Source organism: Oscillospiraceae bacterium, assembly GCA_025758045.1.
Lineage (GTDB): Bacteria > Bacillota > Clostridia > Oscillospirales > Ruminococcaceae > Gemmiger.
Genome location: CP107208.1, coordinates 426855 through 444138, shown reverse-complemented (window position 1 = coordinate 444138; position 17284 = coordinate 426855). Strand labels below are relative to the sequence as shown.

Genomic DNA, 17284 nt, shown 5'->3' with positions numbered 1-17284 from the left:
GTGCTATGAAAACAGAAAAGAAACGCCGGGTCGTTATCACCGGCCTTGGCACGGTAAACCCTACCGGCAATACGGTGGCAGAAAGCTGGGCCGCTATTAAAGATGGCCGCTGTGCCGTTGAGCCAATTACCGCTTTTGACACGGCCGATTTTAAAGTAAAACTGGCCGCAGAAGTCAAGAACTTTGATCCTGCCGAACGCATTGACAAGCGCGAAGCCCGCAAAATGGCACGCTTTACCCAGTTCGCCGTAGCCGCCGCCGAGGAAGCGATTGGCGACAGCGGCCTTACGCTGGAAGAAATCGACCGCACACGATTCGGGGTTATTCTTTCCAGCGGCATCGGCGGCCTGCCCACGATCGAGGAAGAACATACCCGCGGCCAGCAGCGTGGTTTTGAAAAAGTCAGCCCCTATTTTGTCCCCATGTCCATCGGCAATATGGCGGCGGGACAGATTGCCATCCGTTTTGGCTTGCAGGGCATGTGCAGCTGCCCCACCACCGCCTGCGCAGGCGGCACGAATGCAATCGGCGATGCGTTCCATCGTATCCGCGATGGGTACGAGGACCGCATGCTCTGCGGCGGCAGCGAAAGCTGCATCAGTCTGCTGGGTGTGGGCGGCTTTGCCAGCATGAAAGCCCTTTGCACGGCGGATGACCCGGCTCGGGCCTCGATTCCTTTTGATGCCCGCCGCAGCGGTTTTGTGATGGGCGAGGGCAGCGGTGTACTGCTGCTGGAAGAGTTGGAAGCTGCCCGGGCACGCGGTGCCAAAATTTATGCCGAGGTCGTTGGCTATGGCGCTAACTGTGATGCCTATCACTTTACCGCCCCGGCACCAGGCGGCGCAGGTGGTGCGGCCTGCATGCGGCTGGCGCTGGCCGATGGCGGGGTGGCGCCTGAACAGATCGGCTACATCAACGCCCACGGAACATCCACTCACCTGAACGACAGCTGTGAGACGGCCGCCATCAAAACGGTGTTCGGCGGCCACGCGTACAAACTGGCCGTGTCTTCTACCAAGTCGATGACCGGCCATCTGCTGGGCGGTGCCGGCGGAGTAGAGGGCGTATTTACCGCGCTGGCCCTGCACGACGCCTTTTTGCCCGCTACCATCAATTTACAAGAGCCTGACCCCGAGCTGGATCTTGATTATATCCCCAACCAGGGCCGCGCAGCGCAGGTGGAGTACGCTATGAGCGACAGCCTGGGCTTTGGCGGTCACAACGCCTGTGTGGTGTTCAAACGCTGGGAGGAATAAGGATGAACTATACACCCAATGAACCGCCCCGGACCCTGACGGCGGCTGAGATCGAAAAAATTCTGCCGCACCGTTACCCGTTTGCTTTGGTGGATAAAATCTTGGACTACACCCCCGGCCAATGGGCGCGGGGCGTCAAATGCGTGACCCGCACAGAACCGTTTTTTCAGGGGCATTTTCCCGGCCACCCGGTCATGCCCGGCGTGCTGATTCTAGAGGCGCTTGCCCAAACCGGCGCGGTGGCCGCATTAAGCCTGTCGGAAAACCGTGGAAAGCTCGCCTTGTTCGGCGGTGTGAAAAACGCCCGCTTCCGCCGTCAGGTCGTGCCCGGCGATGTACTGACTTTGGAATGTGAACTGGTAGAACAGCATGGTCCGGTAGGCATCGGTAAGGCTACCGCCTGGGTGGACGGCGTGCGCGCGGCCAACGCCGAACTAACGTTTGTTCTCGCGGATGCCTGAGGGCTGGTTTTGCATGGTGGATTGTGCTATAATAAAGCCATTAACCTACAGGGGGATTCTCGCCATGCTGGACCAGACATTCGGACAGGTATATACCAAATTCAAGCTGCATTTCTATAAGCAGATCTTCAGCCGATTCGAGGACCGCGAAGCTACGCTGACGACTGTAGAATCTTTCTGCATGGAAGTTATCATGGCATTGGGCGAACCTACGATCGCGCAGTTCAGCCACATGATGAACCTTTCCACCCCCAACGCTGCCTATAAGATCAACTCGCTGGTTAAAAAAGGCTATGTCGAGCGCATCCGGTCTACTACCGACAAACGCGAATACCGTCTGCGCCCAACCCAAAAGTACATTGATTACTACAACATCAGCTATTCCTACCTGCACCTGGTCATGGAGCGCGCTAAACAGCGCTTCAGCCCCGATGACCTGGCTAAACTGGAAGAAATGCTGCAAGTCGTCTCCGACGAGTTGATGCCGGAGATTCAACTGCCCAAATAAAACTTTGAACCGCACGATCTCTCTACGATCCAACAATAACATAAACCCGCCCCGTTTGGCTTTGGTAGGCCAGGACAGAGGCGGGTTTATATTATTTATGTATGTTATTACTTTTTCTGCTCAATCGTATCGCCAGTCTCCGATGGCGCAGGGGCATCACCAAACACAACCCTCATATCCGGCGGTGGCGGTACCTGGTCGGCCAAGACCTGCAATACTTTCGAGGACGATTTGTGCATCTCGTCCAGAAAGTGGTTCAGCTGCTCCGGGTCGCCGTTGCGGTTTTCCTGGATGAGCTGGGCCAGCGAATACATGCAGGCGACCGGATTGCGCAGGTCGTGGACCATGTCGTGCCACAGTGCCTCCTGCTTGCGAACCTCATGCTCCACATTTTGGCGGAGCGCGTCCATCTTTTGCTGCAAGGTGCGCAGGCGCATGGTCTGCAGCTCGGCGGCAGCTAGAGACGCGACACAGAGAACAACCAACACAACAATTAACATAGATACTCCTCCAAACAATAAAATTTTTATACTATCCCAATGAAGGGGGGAAGCAACAAATTGTAAGATGTCGGAAAATCTGTGAAAAAGGCTCTTACAGCAAACAGGGTTACACAGCAAAATAAAATGTGTGCAAGAAACACTGTTATTTGAAATTTAATATACAATATGCGCCGCAAAAGGGCAAGCGCTTTTTGTCGAGTTTTAAAAATTCATAAGCTACTTGATAGAAATATCGCTGTTTTGCTACAAGAGTGATACAAAAAAGAGCCGCAGCCCCATTAAAAATCAACAAAACAGAACTGTTGCCCTGCTTTTACACAGCATGCAGCCGTGCTATAATAGAAAATACACTTTAAAAAGGCAAAGCGCTCTGTGATTCGGCGCGCTTTGCGCAAAAAGATGCTGATGCGGCAAAAGCTGAATGTGTGGCGTAGGAAAGTCATTTTACTAGAGGATGGGGAAAATCCTTGGCTTTTTCTGTTTCATGGGCGCTTTCTATCAAAGGTAACTTACGGTCTCAGTGAGCGCTTTGCGGGAACTGTGGTTCGGCAGGGGCTTGCCATCCTCAGCAGCATGACCCAAGTCCAGCAGCATCAGTACTTCCTCATTCTCCGGCAGGCCCAGCGCTTTGGCGGCAGCTTCGGGGTTGAAGAAGTTGATCCAGCAGCTATCTACCGCGGCATTGGTGGCGGCCAGCATCAGGTGGGTAGCCACGATGGCGGCATCCTCAGCGCCGGAACTGTGCTTGCCGCCGGGGTAGGTGAACACGCTGTCCTTGTTAAAGGCCACTACCAGCACTGTGGGCGCGCCATAGCGGCAGGGAGTGAGCTTGTCAATTTTGGCCAGCCCCTCGGCGGACTGGACAACATAAATATGCTGCTCCTGCAGGTTCTTGGCGGTGGGGGCCAGGCGGCCAGCCTCCAGAATGCTGCTCAGTTGCTCTGCTGTGACAGGCTTGCCATCGTACTTCTTGCAGGAATAGCGGTCTTTGATCACCTGTGCAAAATCCATGGTAGAATTCCCCCTTACATTTTTGCGGACATTCCATACCATAAGTATATACTTTTTGCCGCAAAATTTCCAGCCCTCTATGGGCTAAGCCCGCTGTGTATGCAGAAACCTGTTCTTCACTCCGGTTTTATAAAAGATCAAACAGCGAAAGCTGATTCTCCACCCAGCTTTCCTGCTGCGCCTGGTGGATGACATCGCCCGGCAGGCTGTGCCCTATTAAAAAAGGGGACTGCGGGTCATGCTGCCGCATATTCTGCGCCACCAGCTCCTTGCTGTAGTTGGCGTAGCAGTAGCGGCACAGGTGGCCACAGGTGTTGTATGCGCCGATGTCGGCGGTCATAAAGCAGGCGCACTCTTTGCGGGAGTTTTTACCCGGCGGCAGGTGCAGGCGACGATGCAGTGCGGTTTCAAAAATCTGCTGGGTCATGCAGCCGCCGCAATCCGCGCCATAAGGGGCCAGTTCGTCTCCCTCGGCACAGGGACGTATCGTAAGGCCGTACTGCCGCCCAATCTCCACAAAAGCCTTGCCCAGCGTGAGCCGGTCGGCACGGGAGACACCCTGCACCTGCGGAAAATTGCGCCGCACTTTCTCGTACAGATCAATAAAGCTGATAACGCAGGTGTGGGTGTGCCCGGCCAGAACCGCTGCCATGCGGGTGAACTCCTGAATGTGGCGTTCAACCGTATAGGTGTCGGAAAGAAAAATCGGGTCATACCGCCAGCCGATGCTGTCCGGGCCGACAATCTCGGATAAGGCAACAAAATCACACAGTACGGTCTCTTTCGGCGGCACATGCGGCTCAATCTCAGGCCCATAGGGTGTGATGGTGACGAACCAGTACTGCCCATAGGAACGCAGCAGATCCATCTTCGGCAGCATCGGCGCGGGATTTTTGGTGCAGAAGCCGATCAAATCCACCATGTCCGGGTTCAGCTCGTACCGCGTCACAGCCTGGGGGTTGTAGGGGTTGCGTACCAGCACATACCCGGCCCGCAGCCGGTTGGCAAACCACTCACTGTAAAATGCCGGGATATCCGTGCGAAACCCTGTCTGCAAAATCATCCCAACACCCCCCCTGTGGTTCTCCCAACCCCAGTATACACCCCCGCAGGCGCAAAAGGCAAATTTAAAAGAATAACGATTTGGACATACAAGAAACGGAAAACGCAGAAATCCGCTGTGATATACTTTTAAAAACCAAATTATGCCCCTATACATTTTTTACGAGAAAAAACAAAGACCGCCGCAGCCTGCTGGGGGAGCAGGACGCGGCGGCCTTTGCAATATAGAACGTATGGAGAGAATGGCGAAAATTACTTCTCGGCCTCACCGCTGAGAATGAAGTCAAAGATGCGGACCTTGTCCTCGTCTTTCTCAACGCGCAGGCGTAGGCTGCGGATGTAACCATCGGAGAAAGCACCGGCCACGGTCATGTACTGGGCCAGGCGGGACTTCAGGTTGATGCAGTCGCCCTCGTCAGAGATCAGTTCCACGTTGCCGGTGCACTGATTGATGACGGCGAACAGCCCGTCGATGTTGGAGATGTTTTCCAGAGTCATAGCGTATAAACCTCCTGAATCAGCAATCAAAAGTTCGAGGGCACACCCAGGTAGTTGCACAGCTCTTCAATGCAGGCCTGCTTGTCCGCACCGGTGACGGTCTGGTTGAACAGGAACTTGAAGATCACATCCATCTGGGCCACCAGCATCCGCATGCCGGGCACGGTGTTCAGGCCAGCGGTGCGGGCGGCGGTGATGGTCTCGGACAGGGGCGGGTTGATAACGCAGTCAAAGACGGTGGCCGTCTTGGGCATGCGGTCAATAAAGCCCAGGTAATCGTGCTTTTTGTCAAAGCCCTTCATGCCCAGCGGGGTCAGGTTGGCGAACAGTTCGCAGCTTTCAGCAGCCTTGTCCAGTGCAGCTGCATCGGTGCCAATGACCTCTGCCGTGGCAGCGGTGTGCTCGTTGACCAGGCGGGCAATCTTCTCCGCCTTTTCGGGAGTGCGGTTAGCAATATACAGCTTCTTCACGCCGCTCTGGGCCAGTTCAAAAGCAGTCACGCCGCTGATACCGCCTGCACCGTAGAGCAGGGCGTTGATGCCGTTCAGCTTGGCACCGCCCTCCTCCATGGCCTTGACAGCGCCCTTGCCGTCCATGCCGGAACCGTGGCTGCCGTTTTCATCCAGACGGATGGCGTTGACCGAGTGGAACAGCTTGGAAGTCTCGTCCACATCGTCCAGCAGATCCACGAAGTCGCTCTTATGGGGCATTGTGGGGCAGAGGTAGTGAATACCCATCAGGCGGCAGGCATCCAACAGCTTGGGCAGCTCGCCCTTCTTGATCTCGCAGGGCAGCATGATGGCGTTCATATGCAACCGCTCAAACAGCTTATTGTAGCAGCGGGGCGCATTGGTCTTGCCAATGGGGTCGCCTACGTTCAACACCAGTTCGGTGTCCAGGTTCAGTTTGATATTTTCCAGTTTCATAGCGGGTCACTCCTTTTTGCCGCCCAGGTAAACGCTGGTCAGCACGTCGCCCTTCAGGAAGTCGTCGCCGGTACCGGCCACGACGATCTTGCCGGTGTTCATCAGGTAAGCGCGGTCACTGATCTTCAAGGCCTGCTTGGCGTTCTGCTCGACCAGCAGGACGGTAATGCCCATCTCGTTGACTTTCTTGATGACCTGGAATACCTCGGCGATGACCAGCGGGGCCAGGCCCATGGAGGGTTCATCCAGCATCAGCAGTTCGGGGTCGGACATGATGGCACGGCCCACGGCCAGCATCTGCTGTTCGCCGCCGGAGAGGGTGCCGCCCAGCTGGTTGCGACGCTCGTACAGACGGGGAAACACCTTGTAGACCATGTCCAGCAGTTCCTTATCACGCTCCGGGGGACGTTTGCGGAAGAAGGTGCCAATCTCCAGGTTCTTTTCGACCGACAGTTCAATAAAGATCTTGCGGCCCTCGGGCACCAGAGAAATGCCCATGGGTACGATCTCGTGGCTCTTTTTGCCAACCAGTTCCTGGCCTTTGTACAGGATGCTGCCCTCATCGATATGGACCATGCCCAGGATGGATTTCATCAGGGTGGACTTGCCGGCGCCGTTGGCACCCAGCAGCGAGACAATCTCGCCTTTATTGATTTCAATATCGATGCTTTTCAGGGCTTTGATGTTGCCGTAGGAAGAAGACAGGTTGGTGATCTTCATGATATTCTCAGCCATTATTCATCGTCGCTCCTTCCCAAGTAGGCTTCAATAACATCGTTGTTGCTCTGGATCTCCTCGGCCGTGCCGCAGGCAATGGGGCGGCCGAAGTTGATGACCGTAATGTTTTCAGAGATGCCCATGACCAATTCCATATCATGCTCGACCAGCAGGACGGCCAGATGATAGGTGTCACGGATTTTACGGATGGTGTTGACCAGTTCTTTCTTCTCCTGCGAGTTCATGCCGGCGGCAGGCTCGTCCAGCAGCAGCAGCTTGGGCGAGGTAGCCAGCGCGCGGCCGATCTCCAGCAGACGCTGGTGACCGTAAGGGATGTTGCGGGCTTCGAGGTCCTTGACGTCCTCAAGCCCCAGGAAGCGCAGAATCTCCAGCGCCTTTTCGCGGCACTCGGCTTCTTCCTGCATACACTTGCGGTAGTTGAAGATAACGTTGAACATGCCGGTCTTGGTCTTGCAGTGGAAGCCGGTCATGACGTTTTCCAGCACTGTGGCAGACTTGAACAGGCGGATATTCTGGAAAGTACGGGCAATTCCCTTTTCCACGATTTGGTGCGGTTTTTTACCGCAGATACTTTCGCCGTTAAAGATCACATCGCCGCTGGTGACCTGATATGCACCGGTGATCATGTTGAACACAGTGGTTTTACCGGCACCGTTGGGGCCGATCAGGGCGCAGATCTGGTTTTCCTCCACTTTCAGGTTCACGCCGTCAACAGCCGTCAGGCCGCCGAACTTTTTGGTTACGTCTTTCAGTTCCAGGATCGCCATTCTGCTCACCCCTCTTTCTGTTCCGCCGCTTGAGGCTGTTTTTTACTATGGCTGACGATAAAACGCTTGATGTAGGGATACAGGCCGCCGGGGAAGCGCAGAATGACGACCAGCAAAATCACACCGTAGACGACCAGACGCCAGTCACCCAGGAAGCGCAGCGCTTCGGGCAGGACCTGCATGATGATACCACCGAGGACGGGGCCGATAACGGTGCCGAAGCCGCCGACGATGGCAGTCCACAGGATAACGCTGGAAGTGTTGGATACGAAGGTATCGGGGCTGACGTACTTGATCATCATGGCGTACAGGCAGCCGGCGACGCCGCAGTAGACAGCGCTAAGAACGAACGCCTTGATTTTGTAAGCAGTGACGTCGATGCCGGTCAGCTCGGCCGCTTCGTTATCTTCGCGGATGGCGATAAAAGCGCGGCCGGTGCGGGTGCGGATGATGATGCTCTCATAGGCCAGACCCAGCAGCACAAACAGGAGGATGAGGAAGTAGTATTTCTTCAGTGTGTCAAAGGAAAAGCCGAAGATGACGGGGCTCTGGATACCCAGCACACCGGCGGTGCCGTTGGTGACGGGGGTCCAGTTGATCATTACAATGCGGACCACTTCGCCGAAGCCCATGGTCAGCAGGGCCAGGTAGGAACCTTTGACTTTCAGAGCGGGGATGGCCAGAACCACGCCGAAGAACGCGGTAACGACCACAGAACCCAGCAGGCAGGGGATAAACTGCAGCCCGGCGCGGGTGTTCATCAACGCGGCGGTGTAAGCGCCGATGCCGAAGAATGCGGCCTGGCCCAGGGACAGCTGGCCGGTGTAGCCAGTCAGCACGTTGATGCCAATGCCCAGGATGATATAGATACCGATCATGTTAATGATCTGCATGATATACATGTTTGGGGTGACGATCGGCAGCAGGATCAAAATCGCTGCGATCACCAGAATTTTCAGGAGAGCAGCGCTTTTCTTGGTTCTCGTCATGATAAAGCCCTCCTTACAGTTTGTTTTCGATCTTCTTGTTCAGCAGGCCGGTGGGCTTGACAAACAGGACGATGAACAGGATGATGAACGAGAATGCATCACGGTAGGCAGTGGAGATGTAGGCCGAGCCAACGGCTTCGACGATGCCCAGGATGATGCCGCCCAGCAAGGCACCCCACAGGTTGCCGATACCGCCAAGGATAGCAGCGGCGAAGGCTTTCATACCGATGGTGGCGCTCATGTCAACACGGGCGTAGGTCAGCGGGGCAATCATGACACCGGCAATGCAGGCCAGTGCCGCGCTGATACCAAAAGTGAGGAAGCGCATGTAGGTGACGTTGACACCCATCATGGCAGCGCCCTCAGGGTCAGAGTTGGCAAGCTGCATGCACTTGCCGATCTTGACTTTGGTAAAGAAGAAATGCAGGCCGGTGATGATAGCCAGCGAGATGATGATAATGCCGATAGACTGCGGGGTGATGCGGAACTCGCCAATTTCGATCAGTTCCGAGGGGAACATGCTGGGGAACAGCTGCGGGTTGGTGCCCCAGATGACCATGGACGCATTGCGCAGCACGTAGGAAACGCCGACCGTTGCGATCAGCAGGTTGACGAACGAAGAAAATTTGACCTTGCGCAGGATCACGCGCTCCAGCAAGAAGCCGAGACCTGCGGCGCAGATGATGCCCAGAGGCACCGATACATAAAAGGGGAGACCCAGTTTGGTAATAAAAGTAAGGGTGATAAACGTGCCGACCATCATAATGTCGCCGTGGGCAAAGTTCAGCATGCCGAGGGATTTGTACACCATCGTAACACCGACTGCCATCAGCGCATACAGGCTGCCGTTTGTCAGACCATTCAATATCTGTTGAAACAGCATCTTGTGCTACCTCCGTTTTTAATAAGAAAAAGAGAAGCGCTGGTTTGGGCGGCTGGCGCCCGCCAGCGCTTCTCTTATAAAATCTGCTCTACCAAATTAGTTGTAATTCTTCACAATGACATGCTCGCCGTTCTCGATGGCGATGACCAGCAGGTCCTTGTCCATACGGCCGTTCTCATCAAAGGTGGTCAGGCCGGTGGCACCCTGCCACTGGGTATTGCCGATGTAGCTGTTCAGGGTCTCGCCGTCGGTGTAGTCCTTGCCGTCAGCAATGCAGCGCTCGACAGCATCCTTGATGATGTACACAGCATCGTAAGACTGCGGGGCGTTCTGGTCGTAGCCGCCGCCGTACAGCTCGTTGTACTTCTTGTCGAATTCCTGGACCTTTTCATCGGGGTTGGCAGCATCAAACGCGGTGGAGATCATCACGCCGTTGACAGCGTCACCGCCCAGGTTGGTCAGCTCGGGAGAGTTGTAGCCCTGGCCGATGCAGGGCAGGTCGATGCCGTACTGCTGCATCTGGCGGCAGATCATAGCAACCTCGGTGTGATAGCCCCAGAAGATAACAAAGTCAGGATTGGCCTGCTTGATCTTGCCCAGGGGCACGGAGAAGTCGGTGTCGCCGGAGTTGTAGACTTCGCTGTCTACCATTTCCAGGCCGAAGTCATCGCAGACGGTGCTGGCAATCTTGAAACCACCGGTGCCGAAGTCGGAGGACTCGTACAGGATGGCGAAAGTCTTGGCGTTGTTTTCATCGACCATGTAGCCCATGACGTTGCGCATATGCAGCTCATCGGTGGCGGTCAGCTGGTAGATGTAGTCGTTGCCGCTCTGGGTGACAGCAACGTTGGAGGAAGCAGGGGTGATCTGGGGAATCTTGGCGGCCTTGGTGATCTCCATGTTGGCCAGGGTGCAGGAAGAAGCCTGCGCGCCGATAACGGCGTTGACCTTGTCCTGCTCCACCAGCTTCTGCATGGCGGTCACGGAGGTGGCAGGCACACCTTCATCATCGACGGAAACGAGGTTGATGGGGATGGTGCCATTGATGCCGCCAGCGGCGTTGATCTCGTCAACGGCCATCTTGGTAGCGTTCTGCATGATCTGGCCGGACACGGCAGAGGAGCCGGACAGCGGGCAGATCAGGCCCAGGTTGAAAGCGCCTTCGACGCTGGAAGATTCAACAGTACCGGCAGCAGTGGAACCGGCAGTAGAAGCAGTGGAGGAAGCCGTGCTGCCGCAGGCAGTTGCGGTAAGGCACATGGCCGCGGCCATGATCCAAGCCATTGTCTTTTTCATAGTTAGTCTATCCTTTCATTGTAGAGAAAAGAGGGGGCATGCTTGCATGCACGCCCCCTCCGAATGATAAGGGTTTGCTCGTGGGTTGTTACCGCAAGCTGTTATTTTGCGATCTCGGCAGTGATCTTCAGGAACTCGTCGATGTCCTCGTAGGTGTGGCAGTGCAGCGGGGAGATACGAACGATGCCGTGCTGGTTGATGGAGTTGACCTGACGTGCAGAGTAGAGGCTGGCGTCGGTACGCTCGTGGACGACCACACCGGCTTTCTCATAAGCGCGGGATGCCTGCTCGCAGGTGAGCTTGTCAAAGACAATGGGAACGATCAGATCGCGCTGGGTCAGGTCGGGCATTTCAACAGCGACGTTGACGCCCTCGAGGTCCAGCAGGCCCTTGACCTCATCAGAGCCGTGCAGCAGGCGGTACAGCAGGGCACGCTCGTGCAGCATGATGCGGTTCATGCCCTCAACATAGAGGGTGCGGCGGTCCTGGGAGTCGGTGAAGTGCTCGCCGATCCAGCAGACGTAGTTGAAGATGGCGCTCAGCATGGCGTACATACCGGGGGCGCAGCCGCCCATTTCCCAGTTGCTCTGCTTCTCGCGGATGAGCTTGCGGTGGGGCAGGTTCATAACGCGGTCGCTCAGCCAGCCAACGCCCAAGCCGCGGGCACCGCCGAACTTGTAGGGAGCGAAGTTGACGCAATCCAGGCCCCAGGCTTTCATATCGGTCAGACCGTGGGGAGTGTGCTGGACGGAATCGCAGATGATGAACAGATCAGGCTTGATCTTACGGGCTTCACGGGCGATGGTCTCGATATCCAGGACGGCGCCGGTGATGTTGGAGGTCATGATGACGCTCAACAGGCAGGTGTCCTTGTCGACCAGCTTGACGACATCCATCGGGTCGATGGTGCCGGTGCGGGGGTTGGTCTTGGCAACACGCAGTTCCTTACCGTACTTCTCAGCGGGGACGGCGCAGCCATCGAAAGCGGAGGGATGCTCCAGCTCGGTGGTGACGACGTTGGTGCCGGGCACGTTGGCGATGATGGCCTCGGAAACATCGAAAACGATGATGGAAGCGGTCATCGAAGTGGCGATGCAGCCGCCCTCGGCGTTGAACATCGTGGAGATATCCTTGCAGGCCTGGGTGCGCAGGCTGTCCAGATAATCAGAAGCGGCACCGCCGTGGCCGCCGCAGTTGGGCAGGTCGTCCACATTGCGGAAAGCTTCGCTGGCGTCCTTCAGGCGGAAGGAACCGCCGGAGTTATCAAAGAACAGGCGCTTGCTCTTGGTGAAGGGGTCCACGTCCACGTGGTAGTATTTATCGCGGATCTGGGCGGTCAGGTCGGCCGGCATCAGCTGGCCGTTCTTGATGATATCGTTAATTTCGCTCATGTTTTTTGCCTCATTTCGTTGTAGTTCGGGGCGGATCAGTCAAAAACGACTTCGCCGTGGTCGAAGATCACCTTGCCATCCAGCTCGATGGTGGGATCCTTGAACATCATATCAATGTGCAGGATGAAATCCTGATTGTCGGTCTCGTTGTTGCCCAGGGCGCAGTGTACGTAGCCGCTGCAACCTTCATCTTCCAGCATACGGCCGCACAGGGAAGCATCCGGGTTCAGGCCGATGCCGATCTCGCCGATGCGGTACATGCGGGGGTCACCGACCTTGGCCAGCTCCTCAGCAAAGCGCTTGGCTTCTTCGCCGCCCTCGATCTTGGTGACAAAGCTGTTCTCGACGTAGATGGTGATGGGCTCTTTCAGAACACCCATAGCCGGGTGGGTGATGCTGCCGTCAACGACGATTTTGCCGTGGGCGGTGCCGGGCATTGCGCCGGAGGCCATCTCAATGTCCGGGGGAGAGCAGGTCTCGCCGGGGTTGCGGACCATGCCGTACTGCGGGAAGAGTTTGTGGCCCTTGATACTGGCGTAGTAGTCAGTGCCGGCCTCGGAGGTGATATGGACCTGGTCGCCGTCAGCCATGGACTTCAACAGCTGGTCAACGTATTTGCGGTCAGCCTCAAAGTCGGTGTACAGGCCGCCGTGCTCCAGCATCTCAATGCTGTAATCACAGCAGTTCAGATCGCGTGCACCGGCAGCGCATGCATCGCGGCGTGCGTGGCTGTGGGACAGGCTAAACTTGGTGGCGCGAAAGATGACATCGGCTTTCAGCATAGCGGCGGCTACCAGCGGGGTGGGCTCTTCACCGTGCATCTTGCGGGGTTCCATCATGACCATCGTCTTTTTGGGGAACTCCTCGGCGGCATCCCACAGGGCCATGCCGATCTCCAGGCTGTCGGTATCGGTAACGATCAAGATGTTCTCATTGGGCTGGCAGTTAGCACAGGTGGTGAGAAGACGGCGGCAAGCTTCGTAAATTTTCTTAGCCATGGTGTTGTGCTCCTTTCAAGCGTGGACTGTTTCCTCATTCAGTCTATTTCATGTGTTTTGTAGTGTCTCGTGTAACTTTTATTCGGAAAAAGCTTTTCTTACTTTTTCGGGGTGGCGTTTAAACAATTCTTTAAAATCTGTACCTCCTTTTTTGTTATCTGGTGGGGTGTCTGTGTTTTTGTTGTCTGTATGATAGCACATGCGGTTACGCGTGTAAATACTTTTTTGCGATTTTTTTGCCATTTCGCGTGCTTTCAGCTGTTCTTACAACTTTGCAGGTCGTTATTTGTGCAAGTTGTAGCTAAAACCGGCCTGCATTGCGGTTACACGTGTCAAGCCAGGGCGCTTTTCCGTATGAAGAAACAGGCAGCGGCCCCGTGGACTGTCCTGAGGTCCACAAGGCCGCTGCCTGCCGTAATTCTATGTGAGAAGGAGAATAAAGGGTATTGGCGATAATAAAGGCTGGCATCAGGCGCTCTCGCGCACGCAGAGGGAGACCGGCAGAAACTGGTCCTGCGCTTTCTCGCCCCGCAGCAGGGCCATCAGGGTATCTACCAGCTTTTGGGAGAAATCTTCCTTGGAAAAATCAATGCTGGTCAGTGTGGGGGAGACCATCTCGGCAATATAGGTATTGTCGGTGCCTACTACAGCCAGATCATCGGGGATCTTCATGCCCAGCTTTTTCACGTACTGCATGATGGATGCAGCGATGAAATCATTGCCCGCAATAATGGCAGTGGCGCGCTCGTCCTTGCTTTTGCTGAAAACCATGTCAAACACATGGGACAGCACACCCTCCATCGTGTCCGCATTGGTGCAGACATAGCGCTCATCATAGGGGATGCCGTTGACTTCCAGCGCATCGCGGTAGCCGCGCTCACGGTAGCCGCGGGTGATATACATATTGTAGCGCAGCGGCGGCACAAACAAAATGCGCCGATGCCCGCGGAACACCAGATAGTTGACAGTCTTTTCCACGCCGCTGTACAGGTTGGGCGCTACCGCAACGATATTTGGCTCCAGATGACTGTATTCCCGTGTTTTGTACAGCACCACCGGGATGCCAGCCTCGGCAATGCGGTTCAGCTGCACGGCTTTGTAGCGGTTGGACAGCATGAACACGGCATCATACCGGCCGGAAATCAGCGATTGGATAAAATCGTCGCCGTCACGGCTGTAGCAGTGGGAAACATTGTATCCCAACTTGTCCAGCTTTTTCTCGGCAATCTCCAGCCAGTCGTTGCGCAGGTTGTCGCACACAAACGCGATCTGCATCGAGCGGTTGGTTTTCAGGCTGCGGGCATACAGGTTGGGCTGATAGTTCAATTCCTTGATGGCGTCCAGCACAGCCTGGGTCTTTTCCTCGCTGACGAACTTGGTCTTATTGATGACGTAGGATACCACAGCAGGGGAGACCCCCGCCAGCTTGGCTACGTCATTTCGGGTTGCGTTCTTGCCCATACTCTTTTCCTTACTTGTGGGGGCTGTGCGCACAGGGGCGCACATGCCGGTAGATATTGTTGATGAGGCCTGCCGCGTAGGAGGCCAGGATAATGCCCAGCGCAATGGCACCGGCTTCGGCCAGCACCAGCTGGAGCAGGGATGCAAATTTGGCGGAGTCGCCCTCGATTAAGCTGTACATCGTATAATACAGGTCACCACCGGGAATTTCCGGAATCAGCATCGGAACCAACAGCAGAATGACCGGCGTTTTGATAAGGCGGGCCGTGGCTTCGCTGCAAATAGCAATGACCAAACTGGAAGCCAGCATGCCAAAGGCTTTTCCGTGTCCGCCTGCCACGCTGACCAGATAAACCACCCAGCCGATGCCGCTGCCCAGGGCGATGCAGCCCAGCGGCTTTGTGCCGCGTATCCCAAACAGCAGGGCGAACCCGAGGGACCCGACTACGCCCATGGCGGTTTGGATAATTTCTGCCTGCAACCTTACACACCTCCCGCCAGCAGCACAAGGGAAAAGCCCAGTGCTACCGAGATCGCTTTCAGAACGGCCTCGCTCAGGTTCAAAAGACCGCTGATGGTATCACCATTGATCATATCCCGCAGCGAGGTGGTCAGCTGGATGCCGGGAATGACCAGCATAATGTTGCCGATCATGATCTTGTCCGGGTGGACGCCGATGCCGGCCCTCACCAACAGCAGCACCGCCAGCGCTGTGACCGCACTGCAGATAGCGGTCTGCAGCAGACTGTTCATCTGCAAGGTGGTGCTCATGCGTATCATGGCAAACAGCACCATGCCGGAAAGGGACGCCGCGATGCCATCGGCCAGATTGCCGCCGAAAAAGATGGACAGCGAAAACGAGATGACCATGTAGAGCAAAAGCTCTTGCCAGGCAGGAGTCGGGCGCTCGTCCCGGATGGCCTGCAAGGCTGTGCGGAATTCAGCCAGCGTAAGAGCCCCGGCGCAGAACCGGCGGGAGAGGGCGTTGATGTTGGCTACCCGGCCTAAATTGGTGACACGTGCCTTGATACGGCGGCTTTGGGTGATGCTCCCGCCGTCCGGCAAGCGTACGGTTGACACAATGCTGGATGTAATCGTAAAAACATCCACCAGGTCAAAGCCGCACACATGCTCAAGCCGTTGGATGGTATCCTCCACCCGGCTGACCTCGGCACCGTATGCCAGCAGCAGCTCACCGGCATCCAGGGCGCATGTCAAACATTCTGTTGCCCGTGCGTTATTTTGCGCGTTGATTGCATACATCGCTTGCCTCTGCCCCCTGTCGATATCGTATAGGATCTGCCTTGCAGAAACTGCCGTCATCGGTGAGGTCTCGCCGTTGCCGGACGTTTCTGGGCCGTGCCGCTTTCGGTGGAATCTGCCCTGTCATCTCCGTTGTTACTATCATACACACGATGGTTACTCGTGTCAATAGAAAAAACCCAAATTTTTCTCTGATTTTACAGCGAATAAAAAATCATATGCGCAAAAAAGCATACGATTCAGTCATCCAAAGTAAGAAAAATCGCTCAGGTACAGGGGATGTTGGAAAAAAGCAATGCTGCACAAGAAGAACGCCTTTGCTGCGGGTGACCCTTTTGTACAGAAAAAACCGCCTGCATTACGGCAAGCGGTTTCACACGAATTGTTATTCTGCCTCAATATTTACGATTCCCTGCAAGTCTGCGGGAACAGCAGTCCGAATCTGCATCCTGTTCAAACTCCTTTCTCAATCCACAAGAGTGGTCTCACCCTGAAATACCTCAACTGCCGGGCCGGTCATGAAGGTGTGTCCTGTGGTGTCGTCAATCTCAATGCGCAGGGCACCGCCGTCCATCTGCACTTCCACAGAAGCGTCTGTCAGGCCCCGCGCATGGCTGGCAACAACGCTTGCCACGGCTCCGGTCCCACAGGCCAGAGTGATTCCGCTGCCGCGCTCCCAGACACGCATCCGCAGATGAGTACGGTCAAGGATCTGCACAAATTCGCTGTTGACGCGATTCGGAAAGCGGGCGGCATGCTCGAACAGGACGCCAATCTTCTCCAGCGGCACCTCCTCACAGTTGGGCACCAGATACACGGCGTGGGGGCTGCCGACATCCACGGCGGAAAATTCCCACTCGCTCCCGGCTACTGTGATTTTTTCCGGCTGCGGGGATTCCAGCACCGGCACGCCCATGTCCACCCGGATTTTGGCGGCCTTGTCGTTTTCGGGGGTGATTTGCAGCGTCTTGATACCGTCCAGCGTCTCCACCGTAATTTCCGCCTTGACGGCCCGCCCGTGGTCATACATATATTTGCCGACGCAGCGGATACCGTTGCCGCACATCCGCCCCTCGGTGCCGTCGGCGTTGAACATCCGCATACGGCAGTCGGCTTTTGCCGACGGCTCGATTAAAATCAGGCCATCTGCCCCTACGCCGAAATGCGCCGGGCTCAACAGCTGCGCGGTGCGGCTGGGGTCTGTGACCGTATCCGCAAAGCAGTCCACGAAGATATAGTCATTGCCCAGACCATGCATTTTGGTAAATTTCAT

20 protein-coding genes are annotated in these 17284 nt (G+C 55.9%); 3 read left to right on the top strand and 17 right to left on the bottom strand.

Annotation, left to right across the window (positions count from 1 at the left end; genetic code table 11):
* The first annotated feature begins 5 nt into the window (after positions 1–5).
* The 3 genes from fabF (at position 6) to OGM81_02270 (ending at position 2225) form a co-directional block, all read left to right on the top strand.
* Positions 6–1256, top strand: coding sequence for a beta-ketoacyl-ACP synthase II (gene fabF, locus OGM81_02280; protein ID UYJ43998.1), 1251 nt, complete (start codon positions 6–8; stop codon positions 1254–1256).
* A gap of 2 nt (positions 1257–1258) precedes the next feature.
* The gene (fabZ, locus tag OGM81_02275; protein UYJ43997.1) at positions 1259–1717 is read left to right on the top strand and encodes a 3-hydroxyacyl-ACP dehydratase FabZ; all 459 of its coding nucleotides are present in this window, start codon (positions 1259–1261) and stop codon (positions 1715–1717) included.
* A 64-nt stretch (positions 1718–1781) separates the two neighbouring features.
* Positions 1782–2225: a MarR family transcriptional regulator gene (locus OGM81_02270; GenBank protein UYJ43996.1), complete on the top strand. Its 444-nt coding sequence runs from the start codon at positions 1782–1784 to the stop codon at positions 2223–2225.
* Between the two features lie 107 nt (positions 2226–2332).
* Here the strand turns inward: OGM81_02270 and OGM81_02265 are convergent, their stop codons facing one another.
* The 17 genes from OGM81_02265 to dapF all read right to left on the bottom strand — a co-directional run bounded on the left by OGM81_02265 (position 2333) and on the right by dapF (position 17284).
* Positions 2333–2725 carry a hypothetical protein gene (locus tag OGM81_02265; protein UYJ43995.1) on the bottom strand — a complete coding sequence of 131 codons (393 nt, stop codon included), beginning with the start codon at positions 2723–2725 and terminating at the stop codon, positions 2333–2335.
* A gap of 501 nt (positions 2726–3226) precedes the next feature.
* Positions 3227–3739, bottom strand: coding sequence for a nitroreductase family protein (locus tag OGM81_02260; protein ID UYJ43994.1), 513 nt, complete (start codon positions 3737–3739; stop codon positions 3227–3229).
* Between the two features lie 127 nt (positions 3740–3866).
* Positions 3867–4802, bottom strand: coding sequence for a DUF1848 domain-containing protein (locus tag OGM81_02255; protein ID UYJ43993.1), 936 nt, complete (start codon positions 4800–4802; stop codon positions 3867–3869).
* Between the two features lie 251 nt (positions 4803–5053).
* Complete coding sequence (locus OGM81_02250; GenBank protein UYJ43992.1) at positions 5054–5299, bottom strand: polya polymerase; 246 nt, start codon at positions 5297–5299, stop codon at positions 5054–5056.
* A 26-nt stretch (positions 5300–5325) separates the two neighbouring features.
* Positions 5326–6225, bottom strand: coding sequence for a hypothetical protein (locus OGM81_02245; protein ID UYJ43991.1), 900 nt, complete (start codon positions 6223–6225; stop codon positions 5326–5328).
* Between the two features lie 6 nt (positions 6226–6231).
* Positions 6232–6960 carry an ABC transporter ATP-binding protein gene (locus tag OGM81_02240; protein UYJ43990.1) on the bottom strand — a complete coding sequence of 243 codons (729 nt, stop codon included), beginning with the start codon at positions 6958–6960 and terminating at the stop codon, positions 6232–6234.
* Positions 6960–7730 carry an ABC transporter ATP-binding protein gene (locus OGM81_02235; GenBank protein ID UYJ43989.1) on the bottom strand — a complete coding sequence of 257 codons (771 nt, stop codon included), beginning with the start codon at positions 7728–7730 and terminating at the stop codon, positions 6960–6962. The genes OGM81_02240 and OGM81_02235 overlap by 1 nt, the downstream gene beginning before the upstream one ends.
* Before the next feature lie 5 nt (positions 7731–7735).
* The gene (locus OGM81_02230; protein UYJ43988.1) at positions 7736–8719 is read right to left on the bottom strand and encodes a branched-chain amino acid ABC transporter permease; all 984 of its coding nucleotides are present in this window, start codon (positions 8717–8719) and stop codon (positions 7736–7738) included.
* A 13-nt stretch (positions 8720–8732) separates the two neighbouring features.
* Complete coding sequence (locus OGM81_02225; protein UYJ43987.1) at positions 8733–9602, bottom strand: branched-chain amino acid ABC transporter permease; 870 nt, start codon at positions 9600–9602, stop codon at positions 8733–8735.
* 96 nt (positions 9603–9698) lie between these two features.
* Positions 9699–10898, bottom strand: a complete 1200-nt coding sequence (locus OGM81_02220) for an ABC transporter substrate-binding protein (GenBank protein ID UYJ43986.1) — start codon at positions 10896–10898, stop codon at positions 9699–9701.
* 101 nt (positions 10899–10999) lie between these two features.
* Positions 11000–12289 (bottom strand): aminotransferase class V-fold PLP-dependent enzyme, encoded by a 1290-nt coding sequence (locus tag OGM81_02215; protein UYJ43985.1) that lies wholly within the window; start codon positions 12287–12289, stop codon positions 11000–11002.
* A gap of 35 nt (positions 12290–12324) precedes the next feature.
* A complete protein-coding gene (locus OGM81_02210; protein ID UYJ43984.1) occupies positions 12325–13287 on the bottom strand; it encodes a hypothetical protein in 963 nt (320 codons plus the stop codon).
* A gap of 78 nt (positions 13288–13365) precedes the next feature.
* Positions 13366–13530, bottom strand: coding sequence for a hypothetical protein (locus tag OGM81_02205; GenBank protein ID UYJ43983.1), 165 nt, complete (start codon positions 13528–13530; stop codon positions 13366–13368).
* 225 nt (positions 13531–13755) lie between these two features.
* The gene (locus OGM81_02200; GenBank protein ID UYJ43982.1) at positions 13756–14748 is read right to left on the bottom strand and encodes a LacI family transcriptional regulator; all 993 of its coding nucleotides are present in this window, start codon (positions 14746–14748) and stop codon (positions 13756–13758) included.
* Between the two features lie 10 nt (positions 14749–14758).
* Positions 14759–15229, bottom strand: coding sequence for a threonine/serine exporter family protein (locus tag OGM81_02195; GenBank protein UYJ43981.1), 471 nt, complete (start codon positions 15227–15229; stop codon positions 14759–14761).
* 2 nt (positions 15230–15231) lie between these two features.
* Positions 15232–16011, bottom strand: a complete 780-nt coding sequence (locus tag OGM81_02190) for a threonine/serine exporter family protein (GenBank protein UYJ43980.1) — start codon at positions 16009–16011, stop codon at positions 15232–15234.
* A gap of 466 nt (positions 16012–16477) precedes the next feature.
* Positions 16478–17284 (bottom strand): diaminopimelate epimerase, encoded by an 807-nt coding sequence (gene dapF, locus OGM81_02185; protein ID UYJ43979.1) that lies wholly within the window; start codon positions 17282–17284, stop codon positions 16478–16480.